Below are 17,390 nucleotides of genomic sequence, written 5' to 3'. Positions count from 1 at the left end.
TGTCTTAACTGACCGGCATTAGGCCATGGCCGGGTTTTGTTTGTTCACATCCGAATTAACGCAGGGCAGTACAAAACGCGCGTATTGCCTCGCAGGCCTTCTGCAATGAGGCGTCATCCAGGGCATAGGCAATGCGAATGTAGGGGCCAAGGCCAAAGGCGCTGCCATGCACCACGGCCACATCCGCTTCGTCGAGCAGCGCGTGGGCGACATCCTCATCGGTGAGCAACACGCGACCGCCCGGCGAGGTGCGGCCGATCAGCCCCGCACACGAGGCGAACGCGTAGAACGCTCCCGCTGGACTGACGCATTCGAGGCCCGGCGTGGCGTTCAGCAGCGCCACCATCAAATCGCGACGACCCTGGAAGGCGGCGCGGCTTTCGCGGATAAAGTCCTTGGGCCCTTCCAGCGCGGCGAGTGCGGCCTGCTGCGAGATCGAGCTGGCGCCGGAGGTCTGCTGCCCTTGCAGTTTTTCCATGGCCTCAAGCAGCCAGCGTGGCCCGGTGGCAAAACCAATGCGCCAGCCGGTCATGGCATAGGCCTTGGAAACACCGTTCATGGTCAGGGTGCGCGGGGCCAGTCGGGGTTCCACCTGGGCCAGGGTGTGGAACTGCTGATCGTCGAAGAGCAGGTGCTCATAGATGTCATCGGCCAGGATCAGCACCTGGGGATGGGTCAACAATACCTCGGCCAGGGCTTTGAGCTCGTCCAGGCTGTACACCGCGCCGGTGGGATTGGACGGCGAATTGAGGATCAGCCAGCGGGTCTGCGGGGTGATCGCGGCGGCCAGCGCCGCGGGTGTCAGCTTGAACCCCGCAGCGGCATCACAAGTGACGATCCGCGCTTCACCGCCACACAACTGCACCATCTCCGGGTAACTGACCCAGTAAGGCGCCGGCACGATGACCTGGTCACCTTCATTGAGGGTCGCGGCCAGGGCGTTGTAGATCACCTGCTTGCCACCGTTGCACACCAGGGTGTCCTGCCAGCTGACGTCCAGGCCGTTCTCGCGCCGAAACTTGGCGGCCACCGCTTCACGTAATGCACGCACGCCAGCCACCTGGGTGTAGCGGGTGTGGCCCTGCTCGATCGCGGCTATGGCTGCCTCGCGAACATGTTTGGGGGTATCGAAATCCGGCTCGCCAGCGCACAGCGAGATGATCTGCGCGCCTTGCGCCCGGCGTTCCGCCACGCGGTCCATGATGCGGTAGGTGGCCGATGGCTGCGCGCTGGCCAGGCGTTGGTTCAGGCGCTGGATATCGGCGCTCATGCCCGGGTTCTCCAATCGGTCAGGTTCATCAGTTCCAGGGTCGAGCGGCCTTCGGTCAGCGCCTGCATCATCTGTGCTTCCTTGTTCGCCCGCGCCTCGCCTTCGGCCAGGGTACGTGCCGCATCAGCCTTGGGGATGATGATCACGCCGTCGTCGTCTGCCACCACCAGATCGCCCGGAGCCACGAAAGCGCCGTTGAAATTGAACGGTTGCCCCACCGAGGGCGCACAGGCCTTGACGGTGCCTTTTACCGAGATACCGCGGGCAAACACCGGGAACTGGCGTTTCTTCAGGGCGGCGATATCGCGTACGCCACCATCTATGACCAGGCCGACCACGCCCGCCGCTTCGGCCGCAACGGTGAGCACCTCGCCCCAGTAGCCGGCGATGAAGCTCCCCGTGCCCACGACCAGCACGCTGCCACGGGGCACGCGTTCCATGGCCAGGTGCAGGGCCAGGTTGTCACCCGGTGAGCACTCCAGCGGGTAGGCGGGGGCAGCGATGAACGCACCGTCCCAGATCGGCCTGATGGCACTGTCCACGGCGCAGGCCAGGTGGGACGCCTCATACAGCGTCGAGCTGCCGAGCATTTTTGCCCGCTCGTGGTAATCCGATGGAAAGGGAAGAATGGACGAGCTCATCAGGCTTTCCTCTGCAGGCTGTGGTAACCCAGGGCGGCCCGGGCTTCTTCAAGGGTTTTGCCTTGACTGATCAGGGCGCGAATATCGGCTTCGATGGATTCAATCTGGCGAGCGGTCGCCGCCACTTCAGCAGCACGAGCGCGAGGAACGATCACCACGCCATTGGCGTCGGCCACTACGATGTCGCGGGCACAGACCCGCGCCGTGCCGATGGACACCGGCTGGTTGACCGACTGAACTTGCACGCGGTCTTTGCCGGTGCGCATGAAGCGGCCTTTGCTGAAAATCGGGTACCCATCGCCCAGCGCTTTGTTCACGTCACGGCACACACCGTCAATGACGGTGGCGGCGATCTGTCGAGTCCCGGCGTACTGGGTCATGATGTCGCCCCAGACGGTGCAGTCGGTGCGACCAGCGTTGTCGATCACCACCACGTCACCAGGCGCCACGTCTTCGATGAAATCACCCACGGTGCCTGGAGGCACGCCGGCCGACACGTACTGCACGGTGAATGCCGGTCCGACGACAACCTTGCCGTAGTTGTCCAGCGGCATCACGCCGAGGCATTGGCCGGGCAGCCCGAGTTTGTCCAGGGCATCGGAGACGCCAGGGGTGTCCAGGCCCTCGAACAAGGCGACCAGTGCTTGATCTTCAAGATTCATCAGACGTGCTCCACGTGGATCGCTTCGAACTGGGTGTCATGCATCACCTCGGCCACCGAGCGGCCGCTGCGAACAGCCGCCAGCATGCCGTCCTGGCGGCGGGCGATGCGCGCGCCAAGGTCGAGTACCTTTTGGATTTCAGCTTGGGGTACGAACACCGTCCCGCAGCTATCGGCGATGACATAGTCATCCTCGTTGACGTCGACACCGGCCACCTTGATCGTCACGGCCGCATCAATTTGCACCAGCCGATTGCGCGCACTGATCATGGTCACCCCGCGCCCGTAAACCGGGTAGCCAATCGACTCGCTGCCGTCGATGTCGCGACTGAAACCGTCGATCACCGTGCCGCGCACTTTTTTGCCGGCCGCTGCATTGGCGAGGATGTCGCCCCAGCAGGAGATGCCCTCGATACCGCCGGCGATCACCAGCACACGATCGTCGCTGTCGATCTGTTCAACCACGGGGGTAATCAGGTGCACGGTAGGGATGTTGTCGGACTTGGCGGCCAGCAGCACGGTGCTGGCGCGGCCGACGATTTTCGGGCAGTTCCACAGCGGGCACAGTCCCACGGTGGCACCCGGCAGGCCGAGGAAGTCGAGCGCATCGGAAACCGTGTTGGTATCCAGCGCCGCCAAGCGATCCAGCAAACTCTTGTTGGTCATGCTCTTATTAGTCATGGGAGAGCCCCTGTGGTTACGGAGGCGCCCAGTGTCGGTGAGACAATTTGATAGGTATATTACTAATCACAGAAGCGTTAGATACGTTAAACCTATGGATTAGCCATGATCAATTTTCGTCTGATTCGTCACCTCTGGTTGTTCCTGGCTGTTGCCGAGGAACAGAATTTCGGCCGCGCCGCCAAGCGCCTGGGGATGTCCCAGCCGCCGCTGAGCGAGCAGATCCAGGTGCTGGAGCAGGCGCTCAAGGTCAAGCTGTTCGACCGCTCGCGGCGCGGCGCGAACCTGACCCCCGTGGGGGCGGCGATCCTGCCGGCCGTGCGCAAGTTCGCCGAGCAGCTGGAGCGCCTGGAACTGGCTGTGGAAGAAGCGGTGGCGGGGCAGTCGGGGATGTTGACCATCGGCGCGATTTCCACGGCCATGTTCGATGTCTTGCCGGGCTTGATCGAGCAGTTGAAGAGCGATTATCCGCACCTCACCGTTTCCGTGCGGGAAATCGACAGCGTCGAAGCCGTCCCGGCACTGGAGGCCGGGGACATAGACCTGGCATTCGCCCGGCTGGACGGTGACCTGGGGGCCTCGATCAAATCACTGCCGCTGAGGGAGGATCGCCTGGTGGTGGCCCTGCCCAGTAATCACCCCTTGGCTTCGCGCACGCGAATCAGCCTGTCCAGCCTGGCCACAGAACCCTTGGTAATGTTTTCTCGAAAGGTCAGTCCGGTCTACTTCGACAATTTGATTGCGACCTGCCGGGCCAGCGGTTTTTCCCCGCGCGTGCTGCATGAAGTGCGCTCAGTCGCCTCGCAAATCGCCTTTGTCAGCTGTGGCCAGGGCATCGCACTGGTACCGGCGTCACTGAAAAAGCTGGCGCCCGACAATGTGGTGTTTCGCGCGCTGAGCCAGAAGCTCAATGTCGTGACCACCGCGGTGGCCTGGAATACGGAACGGCCCAACCCGCTGGTGGAGGCGCTGGTCGCCCGGCTCCAGTCCAGGGCGTGAGTCGACCAAGGCCTGTAAGCGAATATGGCTTGATAGGTTTGGCGTATGAAAGCTTTCCCGAATCAGGAATTTACAGAAGGCTCGATTCCCTTGAAATTGTCTGTCTTGCTGTCGGCAACCCCAGCCGAGCGGCAGTCTTTTCGTTCAAGGAGTCAATAACGTGCCCTCACCAGAAACGTTCACTCAAGTTCAACTCCCTCTGATGGTGGAGGGTGTCCAGTTGAATGTTGCCGCCCTTCAGCGGGACGGCGTCCTGGCGCCGATTGTGTTCCTGCATGGTTTTGGTTCGACCAAAGAAGACTATGCCGACATCGTGCAGCAGCCCGCATTCGCCGGTCACCCTTTTGTCGCTTACGACGCACCGGGTTGCGGCGAAAGCCAGTGCAGCGACCTTTCCCGGATTTCCATTCCATTCCTGATGCAGACGGCGCTACAGGTGCTGGCGCATTTGGGCATCGAGCGCTTCCATCTGATTGGCCACTCCATGGGCGGGCTGACTGCGCTGATGCTGGCTCACCAGATCCCGGATCGAGTGCTCAGCTTCGTCGATATCGAGGGTAATATCGCCCCGGAAGACTGCTTCCTCAGCCGGCAGATCGTCGACTATCCAAGCAATGATCCCGAGGCGTTTTTCGCCGCCTTCATCGAACGTGCCCGGCATGCTCCGGCCTATGCCAGTGCGCTCTATTCATCGAGCTTGAGGCACAAGGTTCGCGCCGGTGCCGTGCGAGGGATTTTCCAGTCGATGGTCGAGCTTTCCGATAACGCCGACCTGATGAGCAAATTCCTCGGGTTGAAGTGCCCCCGTATGTTCATGTACGGCGAACAGAACGCGTCACTGTCCTATCTGTCGCATATCGAGGCCGAAGGTGTCCGTCTGGCGCAAATTCCGGCCTGCGGACACTTCCCCATGTATTCCAATCCGATCGCCATGTGGCAGCAGATCGCCGAGTTCCAGGCGAGCACTGCACACTGATGCAAAAAGGGCCCGTTGGGCCCCTGTAGGAGCGAGCTTGCTCGCGATGGACTCAAGGGCAGCGCGTTCATTCAGAAGACACGCGTTATCGTTAACGTCCATCGCGAGCAAGCTCGCTCCTACAGGGGCCTCATTTCCTTCAATAGTGCAGCTGTGCCTGTCAAACCCTCGCAGCGTGCGGCTTTGCACAGCCCTTCAAACCGGTACGCTCTTCGATCTCGCCGCAACCGCTGATGTACCCATAGCGAGACAGGTTCGGCATCAGCATCGCTGCGATGAAGGTGATGGTCACTACGGCCGCGACATAGAAGAAAAAATACTCTTCGATACCCTGTGAGCGCAGCGACAAGGCGACGTATTCGGCGGTACCGCCGAATGCCGCATTGCCGACTGCATAAGGAAAGCCCACGCCCAGTGCACGCACCGCAGGCGGGAACAGTTCGGCTTTGACGATCCCGGCAATGGGGGTGTAGAGCGACGCAATGGCCAGGCCGCCAAACACCAGCAGGAACGCCGTGAACGGGCTGCTGACCGACTGCAGCGAATAGAGCAGGGGGATCACCAGCAGCATGGCCAACCCGGAAAACATCAGCATGTGTGCCTTGATCCCGATCCGGTCGGCCAGCATGCCAAAGAGTGGCTGGCAGAACATGAAGCAGACCAGGGCCGCGGTCATGATAAAGCTGACCGCTTCTGGGCTGAAGCCAGCGGAAATCACCAGAAACTTCTGCATGTACGTCGTGAAGGTGTAGAAGTACAGCGAACCTCCGATGGTGAAAGCAACCACCAGCGCGACCGCCCGTTTGTGCTTGAACATTCCGCGCAGAGAGCCGGCATCTTTGTGGTTCATATCTTTCCGGGAGGCGGTTTCATGCATGGAGCGTCGCAGGTAAACCACGACGACCGAGCTCAAGGCGCCGATGAAGAATGGAATCCTCCAGCCCCATGCGCTCAATTGCTCGGCGGTGAGGGTTTGTTGAAGAATGACGACGGTCATCAAGGCCAGGAGCTGACCGGCGATGATGGTGAAGTACTGAAAGGATCCATAGAAACAACGACGACCCGGTGTGGCGATTTCACTGATGTAGGTGGCGCCGGTGCCGTACTCTGCGCCGACAGACAGGCCCTGAATCAGCCTGGCGACCACGAGCAGAACCGGGGCAGCCACACCGATGGTTTGGTACGTCGGCATGACCGCGATCAGCAACGATCCTGCGCACATCATGAACACCGAGATAATCATCGAGACCTTGCGGCCGCGAGTGTCAGCAATCCAGCCGAAGATCCAGCCGCCGAGTGGGCGCATGAAAAAGCCGACGGCGAATACCCCGGCGGTTGCGAGCAGTTGGCTGGTGGTGTCGCCTTTGGGGAAAAACGAAGCGGCAAAGTAGATGGCGGTATAGGCGTAAATGAAAAAGTCGTACCACTCCACCAGATTGCCCGAGCAGGCACCCATGATGGCTTTGACGCGATTCGGACTTTTCACCGGATCGGTCCCGGCAGCGCGGTCTGTCTGGTTTGTGCTTGATGCGGACATGATGTTCACCCTTTCTTCAAGGCGAGACGATACGAGGAGCACACTGAGGCGTTTGCTCTGTAGTTGGCTCGATGAGTTGATGTGCTTAGCGCAGGGGGATGAACCTGCTGACGGTCAGGTTTTCTGAAGAGAGAACCGAAGGGGGTTGCACGTGGGAGTCCTGCTGTTCGTTGTCGGCGTAAATCGAACAGGTCAGGTCAGGCGAAAGATGAAAAATCATGGCGCAAGTCCTCGTATCTTATTCTTGTAGTGAGTCGAGCGCTCCTGGCGCCGACGTTGATTGCAAGCTACCGCAGAGTGAGGAGGGTAATAAGCCGTCAGCCAGGCCTAACTGATATACCTAAATTCTATAGCTTGGCCCGCAGCCCCGGCGGGCTGGGGGATACAGCCGGCTCAAAAGACGTCGAGCCACATGCCACGGGGTTTGCAGGGCATTCAAGGGCTCGCAAATGCGTTTACACTCACACTACCCTTCGACGCATAACGCGCCGACCCCCCGACCCTGGCTGGCCTGGTAATGGATGTCGTTCAACTCAAAACCCTGATTCATGTCGCCGAGCTAGGCAGTCTCAGCAAAGCTTCGGATCGGCTGCACATCGCGCAACCGGCACTCAGCCGACAAATCAGATTGTTGGAGAAAGAACTCGGCACCTACCTGTTCGAGCGACACGGAAGAGGGATGGTGATTACCGATGTCGGTAGAGAAGTGTTGGCGCATGCCACCCGAATCATGGAAGAGATGGAGTCCATTCGAAGTTCGGTGGTCGGCGGAAGGTCTTCTTTTCGGGGAACGGTAGTCATCGGTACCACCCCGACGGTCGCGGAAATCGTTACCGTGCCCCTGGTGCGCAAGATCAGAGAGGCCCATCCGAATCTGGCCGTCAGGTTTTCCTCGGCCTTCAGCGGCTATCTGCTGGACTGGGTGCAGCGCGGCGAATTGGAACTGGCCATTTCCTATGACCCCCAACCCCTGCATACGCTGCGAATCGTGCCGGTGATGATGGAGAACCTCCTTCTGGTCGGTCCCCCCAGCGCAAACTTGCGCATCGATACGCCGGTAGCCTTTGCGTCTCTGGCCGAGCAGCAACTGGTATTGCCAAGCGCTCGACATGGCCTGCGGGTGATTATGGATAACTGTGCTCGAGAGGTCGGGATCAAGCTCAAGACCAGCGTTGAAGCAGACTCGTTCGGCGCAATGATCGACCTGGTCCGCAATGGCTTTGGTTTGACGGCTTTGCCTCTGGCGTCGATTTACACTCAAGTCGAATCCGGCGTGCTGTGTGCGGCCCCGTTGGTCGACCCCGTCCCCATGCGCAAACTGGTTCAGGTGTTTCCTGCAGACAGGCGAGTCAGTCCGGCAGCCAAATTTGTCGGGGATGCCTTCATCGAGATTGCCGCCGATCTGGTCAATCGCAAGATCTGGGCGGGACACATGCTCTGAACAACCGACGAACCCGATTCGTCGGTACCTCCCCATGCAACAGCCGCACAACCTTGACCGGATTTTTAGAGGGAGGCCACCGTTGGCTTTCGAAAACACTCCGCTCGTGCTCATCCCCGGATTGCTCTGCGATGAGCGCCTATGGGCACAGCAAAAAGTTGCCTTGGAACACTCAAGGCACCTCTGCATTCCAGATGTCTCACTCGACGCCAGTATTGCGCAGATGGCCAAAAGAACACTGGACGAAGCTCCACCGTTTTTTGCCCTCGCTGCGTTGTCCATGGGCGGATATGTGGCCATGGAAATCATGCGGCAGGCGCCTGAGCGTGTAACGAAGCTGGCCCTGATAGACACCATGGTGCGACCCGACGATGAAGCCAGAGCCAAGGCTCGACGCGGCCTGTTGGACCTGGCGCAGATGGGCAGGTTCAGGGGCGTGACGCCGCAACTGCTGCCCAGACTCATGCATCCACGCTGCATCGGAACATCGATTGCGGATACCGTCCAGGCGATGGCCGAAGCAGTAGGAAAGGAGGGATTCGTTCGACAGCAACTGGCGATCCTGGAGCGTCCTGACTACCGGCCGGTCCTTGAGACGATTGCTGTACCGACCTTGATCGTTGTGGGTGAAGACGACCAAATCACCCCCCCGGTAGAGTCTGAAATCATTCATCGAGGCATACCGCACTCCAGCCTGGTTGTGCTTGCTCAATGTGGGCACCTGCCGCCTCTGGAACATCCGGAACTCACCACCCGGCTGCTGAGTCGGTGGCTTGACGATGAGCATCCAGTTGCTCATTGCCTCGCGGCTTTTCATGTTCTCCACCACTGATGACACTGTTTTGAACGATCAAACTCGATTACCTGGCGTAGTGGGTATCTTTCTATTAGGGATGCTGCAAATTCTGGTTTGGGGAGGTTCTTTCTTCCTGATGGCCGTCATGGCCGATCCGATCATGAAAGAGACGGGTTGGGCCAGCCAATGGGTCTATGGCGCACTTTCTCTGAGCATTCTTGTTTCGGCAGTATTGGCACCGCTGACCGGCAGGCTTATTGCCCGCTACGGCGGTCGCACCATACTGGCCAGCAGCGGCCTGGGTGTCGCAATCGGCTTGTTCTTGATGGCCAACTGCGCCTCACTGCCAATGTTTCTTTTGTCCTGGGCCGTGATCGGTATGGGGATGGCGCTGGGGCTGTATGAAGCGCTATTCGCCTCTTTGGGCGCTCTATACGGGGAACGGGCGGGGAGTGCGATTACGGGGATCACGCTCATTTCAGGATTTGCGACAACGCTTTGCTGGCCGGCGGTTGCGCTCGTTATCGAACACTTTGGTTGGCGCAACACCTGCCTGGCCTATGGGGGACTGCTGGCGATTGCCGTTGCACCGACTTATCTGTGGGTGCTGCCCCGAGGCGTGGGCCTACTGGCAAAAAGCAATGGACTAGCTGATGAGAGCGCCTCGATCGACCGGCGGATCTATGCGCTCCTCACGATGATTTTTGCGCTGGGCGCAGTGATCATGACGGCGCTGTCCGTCCAGCTTGTTTCATTATTGCAGGGGCAGGGGTATTCCCTCGCAGCCGCCATTGGACTTAGCGCTTTGCTGGGTCCCAGCCAGGTGGGTTCACGTGTTCTCCAGGTGCTTTCGCGAAAGCGACACCCCATCTGGACGACATTGATTTGTGTCGTATTTGTGGCGATGGGTCTGTTGCTTGTGACCCTGGCTCCGGCGTTGACCGCTCTTGGCCTTGTGCTTTATGGCGTTGGTAATGGGCTGCGTGCGATCGTCCGGGGTCTGCTGCCACTGACCCTTATGTCGCCATCGCAGTATGTTCTGCTGATGGGGCGCATGGCTCGACCGTCACTCATCGGACAAGCGCTGACCCCCCTCGCTGGCGGTTACCTTTTGCAGACGCTGGGCGCCGGTGGTGTGCTCGCGGGCTTGAGCTCACTGGCGGTGTTGAATGTGCTTTTGGTATTTTTGCTCATTCGGCTGGTGTGAAAAATACGGGCAAGTCCAGGCACCTACAGGGGCAAGGTATTACAGTGTTTGATCTCCTTGAGTGAAAACCCGGTGTACATTTCCTTGATATTGCCGAGCGTACGTATGCGATGCATGGCGAGTTCATGGAATGCCTCCATGTCTTTGACGACTACCTGCAAGAGGTAGTCGTATTTCCCCGAAACTTTGTGACAGGCAACAATGTTGGGCAGCGCCAGAACACCCGCCTCGAATTGCTCCATGGCTTCCTGGGAGTGACTATCGAGGGTGACGCTGATGAACGCAAAAAGCCCCAGCCCCATGCTCTTTGGGTTCAAGTGCGCGTGATACCCGATAATCACCTCCTCCTCCAGGCGCTTTAGGCGCTTCCAGCAGGCTGGCGCCGACAGGCAAACACGAAGCGCTATCTCGGCGTTCGTCAGGCGGCCATTCATCTGCAGAATTTCAAGAATTGAACGATCAACCTTGTCCATTTCCGCCATGTGTTCTCTCCATTTAACAATGAGTACGTGGTAGGGCGATTGGTCCCACCTCGTGGGCCCTTGATCAAGCATCCATTTCTGCAAATTGAAAATATTAGAAAGAAAATTACCTGAAGAACACATTTTGGATAATTAACGTCTGAAAAATAATTCATTACAGAGGCGTTTCGAAAGCTAATTTTTAAGGCCCTGAAATACAATTTCTTGTCGTTTCCGACACCCAAGCCACTGGCTCAGACAATAAAAACAAGTAAAAACGGAGGCAATTTTGAGCATATTCAGAACAAAAGACCTGGACGCAATGATTGCTGCTGCCCGAGCTCCTGCCGGGTTGAAAAAAGTGCTGGGGCCGATGGATCTGGTCCTGATTGGTATCGGTGCAATCGTGGGAACGGGTATCTTTGTATTAACCGGAACCGGCGCATTGACTGCGGGACCGGCCCTCACGGTTTCATTCCTGATAGCGGCGCTGGCCTGTGCATTTGCCGCGCTGTGTTATGCCGAGTTCGCCTCATCTGTGCCGGTAGCAGGCTCGATTTACACCTACAGCTACGCGACGCTGGGAGAGTTGGTGGCCTGGATGATCGGCTGGGATCTGATGCTCGAATACGGACTGGCCAGCTCGGCGGTGTCTGTTGGGTGGTCGGGTTACTTCCAGTCCCTGTTGAGCGGATTTGGGCTGGGTCTTCCGGTTGTACTGACCGCGGCTCCAGGCTCGTTGCCCGGTGTGGAAACCTGGTTCAACCTGCCAGCGCTGGTGATCATGCTGGCAATCACCTGGATGCTTTCGGTAGGAATCAAGGAATCGGCACGTGTAAACAACGTGATGGTGATCATCAAAATCGCCGTGGTCCTGCTCTTTATCGCCGTTGGTGTGCGACATGTTCAGCCGGCCAACTGGCAACCCTTCGCACCCTTCGGCGGCCATGGCATTTTTAGCGCTTCGGCCTTGGTGTTTTTTGCTTTTATTGGTTTCGATGCGGTTTCTTCTGCCGCCGAAGAAGTGAAAAAACCGGCGCGTGACCTGCCCATCGGCATTATCGGTTCCCTGGCCGTTTGCGCGGTGCTGTACGTTGCCGTTTCAATGATCATGACCGGCATCGTGCCCTATGCCCAATTCCTTGGCGTTGATCATCCGGTCTCATTGGCGTTGCAATATGCCGGTGAAAGCTGGGTTGCCGGGTTCGTTGATTTAGGCGCGATCGTTGGCATGACGACCGTCATTCTGGTGATGGCTTACGGTCAAACCAGGATCATTTACGCGATGTCGCGGGACGGACTGCTTCCCCAGCGCCTTTCCAGGGTTCACCCACGATTTGGAACCCCATATTTCGCCACCTGGATGGTGGGAATAATCTTCGGGCTGATCTCGGCACTGATTCCGCTGAACGTCCTGGCCGAACTGATCAATATCGGTACGTTGGCAGCATTCAGTCTGATCTCGGTGGCAGTGATCGTATTGCGCAAGACCCGCCCCGATCTTCCTCGCGCATTCAGATGCCCTGGCGTGCCCATTGTCCCGTTGCTCGCTATCGGGTTCTGCGTGACCTTGATGACCTTCCTCAAGCAGACGACCTGGCTGGCATTTGGAGCGTGGCTGGCAATTGGCCTGGTGATCTATTTCGCCTATGCGAGACGCCGCTCGCTGTTGCATTAATCCCGCATCTCGTCAGTTCCCTTTGGGGTGTCAATCAGCATCCAATCGTTTTCAGGTGCGAAATTGCATCCCGGCGCCAGCAAGACAATGCCGGCGCTGACGACGGCCCGGGTCGAGATGCGATCGGCCAGAGAGCCGGAGAAGAGTCCGAGCGCGTAGTAGATGAAGGCCGTCAGTGAATACAGCGATGGCCACGAAAAAAGGTTCTTCACGGAATTCGCCGCTGTTATCAGGGAGAGGGCGGGGGATTGCCTTAATAGATTCCGGGAATCAGCCGCGACGTGCGGGCACGATAGGCCGCGTACTCGTCGCCGAAGTGCCTGCTCAACATCGCTTCTTCGGCGCGTATGCGCGCGATGAGCGGCAGGAGCATCAGCGCGGTGAGCAGCACGCCGATGACGGAGCGAAATGCCAGCGCCCATCCCAGCGAATTGATGAGAAAACCGAGGTAGCTGGGATGGCGAATGACGCTGTACACGCCATCGGTGACCAACTGATGCCCCGGCTGGATGGCGACCAGCCCGCTGAAGCGTCGACCCAGTATGAATACCGGCCAGAGTCGTAGCGCTCCACCGACGGCGAAGAGTAAGACGCCAAACCAGCGCATTGTCTCTGCGCCCAACGTCCATAGGTCCTGGCGATCGGTATAGGCCGGTAGATAGGCGCTCAGCAATCCGATCAGCGAAATGACGACAATGACCCAGCGGTTGGAGCGATCTTCGTACTCTCCGGAACTGAGATTTCCTTCGGAAAAAAGCCCCGTAACATAGAGGACGAAAAGTACCAGGGTAAGAGCGGTCAAGGCCCCGTGTGCAAAGAACGCGGCAAATCCTCCTTCGCCGAGAATGGCCAGTCCCAGGTAGGCCAGGGTTCCGACGAGTGTGACGGTGGTTAATCTAAGCGTGGGCGTCGTCATCCTGAGCTCGCTTGCTGTTTATCTATTTCCTGGCTGCGGCGCTACGCGGGGGCATTGAACACGATTGCGCTTCGCATCGAGGGTAATGACTGTTTAAGTATATCGCAGGGAACGACCTCGGTTGATTTGCAGACGAGAGCCATTCTCAGGTGGACCGCCCGTGTAACCTGCCGCCATCTGTACTCACGCGACGTCAGGTTCAAATACCCTTGCGTGGCCAAACACCGTGCACCGTGCAAGTATGTCTGGAGTCATCTGCGTTTGCCGGGGTGCGTGCCATGGCCACCACCGAACGTTCGCCACGCCTGACCGCCAACCGTCTGCGGGCTCTGCATAGAGAAGGTTTCGTCCTGCTGCCAGGGGTGCTCGATAGCGCGCGGATCGAAACCCTGCGCAATGCCATTGACCGCCTGAAGCCACAACACTGGGACTACAGCGGCCTGCTCGAGCACTACAAATGCGTGTTCAATCGTGATCCGCTGTGGCTGCCGTTTCTCGACTTGCCAGCAATTATCGAGCTGGCCGAAATGGCCCTTGGTGCCGATTGCCACGTGATCGGCCAGACCGCCTGGCGCTGCCATCCGGGCTTCGTTGGTGCCGCGCTGCATCTGGACTATCTGGTGATGGAACTGCCACAAAGTCTGCTGGACGATCCCGCATTCAAGTTGCCGATGCAGATCTGCACTGCGCACCTTTACCTCGACGATATCGACGCCGATCTCTGTCCCACCCTGGTGATCCCCGGCAGCCACCGGGCCGGACGACCGCCTATCGCCGGCGAGAGCCAGTGGCAGGGCCGCCCGGCTCAGCCAGTGCTGTGCCGGGCTGGCGATGTGCTGATGTTTCGCAGTGAACTGTGGCACGCCGGCAGCAGTAACCGCACGCCAGACCGCACCCGTTACCTGTTACAGGTGCACTACGGCAGGCGAATGGTGGCGCAGAAGTTCGCGCCATACCTGCACTGGCGCTTCAACCCTGCCGTGCTGGCCGCCGCCACGCCGCGACAACTGCGCCTGCTGGGAGAGCACCAGGAAGCCGAATACGACTGAACTGTTTGGCATCGCGAAGGCAGCGTTGAGTGGCGGGTGAAGGATTGCTCTGGTTTTCGAGGTGATTGGATAAATCAATTGTCGGCCCTGCGCACTTATGGCTTATACCTGGCGCGCATCGACAGGTCGCTCTCCATCCATCAGAACCTGATCGGATGATGAGCGCTGTCCATGAGACCCCCATGCATAAGGACTGAGTCATGAGCCAACCACAACTGACCCACGTTGATTTGTACCTGCAACGCCTGGGCTACGACGCGCCGCCGCCACCGACGCTGGAAACACTGCGCGAGCTTCAGTTGCGCCACACCAGCGTTTTTCCCTTTGAAACGCTTTCTACGATGTTGCGGGTTCCGGTTCCAATCGATCTTGCGTCGGTGGAACGCAAAGTCCTGCACGAGGGGCGTGGAGGATATTGCTACGAACTCAACAACCTGTTCCTGGCGTTGCTTCAACAGCTTGGATTCCAGGCCAGAGGCATTACCGGACGCGTGGTGATGGGCGGTCCTGAAGACGCTTTGACTGCCCGCACTCATCGCTTGAGTTTGTTGACGCTGGACGGAACCCGTTATATCTCGGACGTCGGTTTCGGCGGCATGGTACCCACGACGCCACTTCGACTGGACACTGAACAAGAGCAGGCAACACCCCATGAGCCGTACCGCATAACGCACCATGAAGGCAGTTATACCCTGCGTGCGAAGGTCGCCGGCGACTGGCGTGCCCTCTATGTATTTGATCTGCAAGCGCAGTCAGCGATCGATTACGAGGTGGGTAACTGGTACGTCTCGACTCATAAGGACTCGCCGTTTCTTGGGCAGTTGGTGGTGGCGAGGACGGGGGAAGGGCTGCGCCGTACGCTGAACAATGGCAGTTATGCCCTCCATCGTATGGGATGTGAGAGTGAACGACGGCAGCTCACTGACGCCGATGAGATCATCGAGCTGCTACAAGGTGAGTTCGGGATCCGTGTTCCGCAACATCCTGAGCTCAAGCAGATCATTGCGCGGTTAATCACCCAGACCGTATAGCACCGGGATCGACCAGCGAATACCTGATTGAAACCTCCGCGCGCCACGGCCTTACCGGGTCAATAGCCCCCGCCACTGTGCTCGGAGCGTTCTTTGGCAGCCTGTTCCAGGCTTTCCCGACCGGCGCAGCTGATAAAACCCTTGTGGTCCACTTTGCCGGTTGCATCGAGGCTGATGTGGTAGGTCTGTTGCTGTCCGCCCTGAATGAGCAGGTAGTCGAGGCAGGCCCCGGGGTTTACCGTGCGCTTGCTCACCGATGCAGGCTGCCCCCCGATGTCGAGGACCTGCTGTTTGCTCATGCCTTCCTTGACCCGCGCGACCAACGGCTGGTCCCGGAAAATCTGCTCTTGCGGGGGGGCGCAAGCCGCCAATGCTGCCAGTACAAAAAAGGTCGCGAGTAGAAGATTGGACATGACCGGGCTCCCACGTTTGCCTGGTGCGCCCAACGCCTTTGCACATCAAGGTTTGGGCGAGCGGGGTATGGATTATCAATGTAGACCGCTAAGACCCTGGCTGCTTGAACTGAGTGCGAAACCAGTCTGCGATCATGGCTTTTTCAGCGTAGAGCCGGTCACTGCTGGTGGCGCGGCCGGGACGCTGCAGATAGAACTTGTCGCTTAGATGGGCATCGGCCTGGCGAAGCGTCTGGTCGTTTTGCTTGAGTACGTAATGCAGTTGCATGGATGGCCAGGTAATGTCGCGCATAAAGCGCACATTACTGGAATAGGTATTCCAGAGTTCATAGCGACCGGCCAGATCAATGTCGCGGACTTCGATCTGCAGCACTTGGCCCGATTGCAGATAGCGTTTGCCGAGCTGTTCAAAATAGCTGCGCAACTCTTTCATGACGAAATCGTCGGCGCCGCGCTCATAGCCTGCAACGTTGAGGCTGGCATCACGGAACGTCTCGGGATTCTTGAAGCTGACCTCGACCGAGGTCGCTGCGGCGAGCGATTGCGCCATGCTGCTCATCAGCATCAGCAGGACCGCCGTGCAAGCGCCTGTGACGCGCATAACACACCTCCTGGCGCGGCTTCAGCGAGGGCCGCTACCTTGTAACAATTTTACGCCCCGCAAGGTATTCGGCAACTTCAGCGACGGTCGGCTTTGGCGCTTTTCAGTCAACCACCGCTCAAGCTCCCGGCTTTTCAGCGATCAGCAGAACTGCTGAGCCGCCCACCAGCCATCCAGCGTCTCCTGCAGCCAGTCGAAAACCTGTTCGTAGGCGTCGCTGTCATCCTGATCGCGGGGCAGGGGCGATTCCTCGGCGAAGTGGGCGTTGAGTGCCGCAACCGACTCACTGTTCCACTCTGGATGAAACTGCAAACCCACCCGCGTCGGACCGACCGAGTACATTTGCTGCGAGCACCGGGCACTGCTGGCCAGCAAGCGAGCGTCTGGAGGCAGATCGATCGCATCCTCATGCCATTCCAGCACCTTCAACACCCTGCCATCGGCAAAGGTCACTTCGGTCCAGCCCGTCTCGGTATCGGCCATCCGCCGCACATCTGCGCCAAGACCCCGCGCCAGCAGTTGCGCGCCAAGGCAAATCGCGAACACTGGCGCGTCCTGGGCGAGGCTTGCGGCCAACCATTTGCGTTCCTCGGCCAGCCATTGCGGCCCGGCGTTGGACTCGTATGGCCCACCCAAAATAATCACCGGTGCGGCGCTGATGGGCGGCAGCTCGCCGAGGTCGGCGCGATAGATGTTCAGCGTCAGCCCGCGAGCCTCGGCCCACTGGGCAATAGCGCCGGGGCCCTCGGCGGGATGGTGCTGGATCAGGCTCAATGAAGTCGGATTGTTCGACACGGCAACTCCTCAGTTTCAGTCGGTGATACGAACGTTATTTTTTTTTATATCTAATTGCCGTATCGGCACAATTTGCGCTGATTGCGCTTTTCTAGACTGCCGGTCACTTCGATGTTTGCCAATCGAAAAGTCCTGATAAGAACCTGCGCACCAGGAACTACAGATGAAGAAGCCAGCACTGCTCGGTGTTCCGGCACTGTCGGTGTTGTTCGTGTCCGCCATGGCCGGCGCGGTCAA

20 protein-coding genes are annotated in these 17,390 nt (G+C 58.9%); 8 read left to right on the top strand and 12 right to left on the bottom strand.

Annotated features, from left to right (window positions below; genetic code table 11):
- Window positions 1–55: 55 nt before the first annotated feature.
- Genes AC07UI_RS09350 through AC07UI_RS09335 form a run of 4 tightly spaced genes read right to left on the bottom strand, consistent with a single transcriptional unit; the run spans window position 56 to window position 3,238 of the window.
- Window positions 56–1,270, bottom strand: coding sequence for a pyridoxal phosphate-dependent aminotransferase (locus tag AC07UI_RS09350; protein ID WP_494992215.1), 1,215 nt, complete (start codon window positions 1,268–1,270; stop codon window positions 56–58).
- Entirely contained in the window at window positions 1,267–1,911 is a 645-nt protein-coding gene (locus tag AC07UI_RS09345) for an RraA family protein (protein WP_494992214.1), read from the bottom strand. Before AC07UI_RS09345 ends, AC07UI_RS09350 begins: the two co-directional genes overlap by 4 nt.
- A complete protein-coding gene (locus AC07UI_RS09340) occupies window positions 1,911–2,573 on the bottom strand; it encodes an RraA family protein (RefSeq protein ID WP_494992213.1) in 663 nt (220 codons plus the stop codon). The genes AC07UI_RS09345 and AC07UI_RS09340 overlap by 1 nt, the downstream gene beginning before the upstream one ends.
- Window positions 2,573–3,238 carry an RraA family protein gene (locus AC07UI_RS09335; protein ID WP_494992473.1) on the bottom strand — a complete coding sequence of 222 codons (666 nt, stop codon included), beginning with the start codon at window positions 3,236–3,238 and terminating at the stop codon, window positions 2,573–2,575. Before AC07UI_RS09335 ends, AC07UI_RS09340 begins: the two co-directional genes overlap by 1 nt.
- 120 nt (window positions 3,239–3,358) lie before the next feature.
- Here AC07UI_RS09335 and AC07UI_RS09330 point away from each other — a divergent pair, with 120 nt between their 5' ends.
- Window positions 3,359–4,252, top strand: a complete 894-nt coding sequence (locus tag AC07UI_RS09330; RefSeq protein ID WP_494992212.1) for a LysR family transcriptional regulator — start codon at window positions 3,359–3,361, stop codon at window positions 4,250–4,252.
- 160 nt (window positions 4,253–4,412) lie between these two features.
- Window positions 4,413–5,228 carry an alpha/beta fold hydrolase gene (locus AC07UI_RS09325; RefSeq protein WP_494992211.1) on the top strand — a complete coding sequence of 272 codons (816 nt, stop codon included), beginning with the start codon at window positions 4,413–4,415 and terminating at the stop codon, window positions 5,226–5,228.
- 160 nt (window positions 5,229–5,388) lie between these two features.
- Here the strand turns inward: AC07UI_RS09325 and AC07UI_RS09320 are convergent, their stop codons facing one another.
- A complete protein-coding gene (locus tag AC07UI_RS09320) occupies window positions 5,389–6,765 on the bottom strand; it encodes an MFS family transporter (protein WP_494992210.1) in 1,377 nt (458 codons plus the stop codon).
- Window positions 6,766–6,850: 85 nt separating this feature from the next.
- The gene (locus AC07UI_RS09315) at window positions 6,851–6,985 is read right to left on the bottom strand and encodes a hypothetical protein (protein ID WP_494992209.1); all 135 of its coding nucleotides are present in this window, start codon (window positions 6,983–6,985) and stop codon (window positions 6,851–6,853) included.
- 297 nt (window positions 6,986–7,282) lie between these two features.
- On the opposite strand from AC07UI_RS09315, the gene AC07UI_RS09310 reads away from it, so the two are divergent.
- The 3 genes from AC07UI_RS09310 to AC07UI_RS09300 all read left to right on the top strand — a co-directional run bounded on the left by AC07UI_RS09310 (window position 7,283) and on the right by AC07UI_RS09300 (window position 10,209).
- Entirely contained in the window at window positions 7,283–8,206 is a 924-nt protein-coding gene (locus AC07UI_RS09310) for a LysR family transcriptional regulator (RefSeq protein ID WP_494992208.1), read from the top strand.
- Window positions 8,207–8,288: 82 nt separating this feature from the next.
- The gene (locus AC07UI_RS09305) at window positions 8,289–9,038 is read left to right on the top strand and encodes an alpha/beta fold hydrolase (RefSeq protein WP_494992207.1); all 750 of its coding nucleotides are present in this window, start codon (window positions 8,289–8,291) and stop codon (window positions 9,036–9,038) included.
- 61 nt (window positions 9,039–9,099) lie between these two features.
- On the top strand, window positions 9,100–10,209 hold the full coding sequence (locus AC07UI_RS09300) for an MFS transporter (RefSeq protein WP_494992472.1): 1,110 nt from the start codon (window positions 9,100–9,102) through the stop codon (window positions 10,207–10,209).
- A 23-nt stretch (window positions 10,210–10,232) separates the two neighbouring features.
- On the opposite strand, the gene AC07UI_RS09295 is transcribed toward AC07UI_RS09300, so the two are convergent.
- Entirely contained in the window at window positions 10,233–10,691 is a 459-nt protein-coding gene (locus tag AC07UI_RS09295) for an Lrp/AsnC family transcriptional regulator (RefSeq protein ID WP_494992206.1), read from the bottom strand.
- Window positions 10,692–10,959: 268 nt separating this feature from the next.
- Between AC07UI_RS09295 and bcaP the strand changes: the two genes are divergently transcribed.
- The gene (gene bcaP, locus AC07UI_RS09290) at window positions 10,960–12,348 is read left to right on the top strand and encodes a branched-chain amino acid transporter BcaP (RefSeq protein ID WP_494992205.1); all 1,389 of its coding nucleotides are present in this window, start codon (window positions 10,960–10,962) and stop codon (window positions 12,346–12,348) included.
- Here the strand turns inward: bcaP and AC07UI_RS09285 are convergent.
- The gene (locus tag AC07UI_RS09285) at window positions 12,345–12,560 is read right to left on the bottom strand and encodes a hypothetical protein (protein WP_494992204.1); all 216 of its coding nucleotides are present in this window, start codon (window positions 12,558–12,560) and stop codon (window positions 12,345–12,347) included. The two genes, bcaP and AC07UI_RS09285, sit on opposite strands and share 4 nt — an antisense overlap.
- A 41-nt stretch (window positions 12,561–12,601) precedes the next feature.
- The gene (locus tag AC07UI_RS09280) at window positions 12,602–13,264 is read right to left on the bottom strand and encodes a methyltransferase family protein (protein WP_494992203.1); all 663 of its coding nucleotides are present in this window, start codon (window positions 13,262–13,264) and stop codon (window positions 12,602–12,604) included.
- A 278-nt stretch (window positions 13,265–13,542) separates the two neighbouring features.
- Between AC07UI_RS09280 and AC07UI_RS09275 the strand changes: the two genes are divergently transcribed.
- Complete coding sequence (locus tag AC07UI_RS09275; protein WP_494992202.1) at window positions 13,543–14,313, top strand: phytanoyl-CoA dioxygenase family protein; 771 nt, start codon at window positions 13,543–13,545, stop codon at window positions 14,311–14,313.
- Window positions 14,314–14,513: 200 nt separating this feature from the next.
- The gene (locus AC07UI_RS09270; RefSeq protein ID WP_494992201.1) at window positions 14,514–15,344 is read left to right on the top strand and encodes an arylamine N-acetyltransferase family protein; all 831 of its coding nucleotides are present in this window, start codon (window positions 14,514–14,516) and stop codon (window positions 15,342–15,344) included.
- A 59-nt stretch (window positions 15,345–15,403) separates the two neighbouring features.
- Here the strand turns inward: AC07UI_RS09270 and osmE are convergent, their stop codons facing one another.
- The 3 genes from osmE to AC07UI_RS09255 form a co-directional block, all read right to left on the bottom strand.
- Window positions 15,404–15,757: an osmotically-inducible lipoprotein OsmE gene (gene osmE, locus AC07UI_RS09265; RefSeq protein ID WP_494992200.1), complete on the bottom strand. Its 354-nt coding sequence runs from the start codon at window positions 15,755–15,757 to the stop codon at window positions 15,404–15,406.
- 88 nt (window positions 15,758–15,845) lie between these two features.
- Window positions 15,846–16,358: a DUF3016 domain-containing protein gene (locus AC07UI_RS09260; protein ID WP_494992199.1), complete on the bottom strand. Its 513-nt coding sequence runs from the start codon at window positions 16,356–16,358 to the stop codon at window positions 15,846–15,848.
- A 141-nt stretch (window positions 16,359–16,499) separates the two neighbouring features.
- Window positions 16,500–17,153, bottom strand: coding sequence for a type 1 glutamine amidotransferase (locus AC07UI_RS09255; protein ID WP_494992198.1), 654 nt, complete (start codon window positions 17,151–17,153; stop codon window positions 16,500–16,502).
- Window positions 17,154–17,390 lie beyond the last annotated feature (237 nt).

The organism is Pseudomonas sp. GW821-FHT04C07 (genome assembly GCF_059420325.1).
This window is presented reverse-complemented; position numbering and strand designations above follow the sequence as displayed.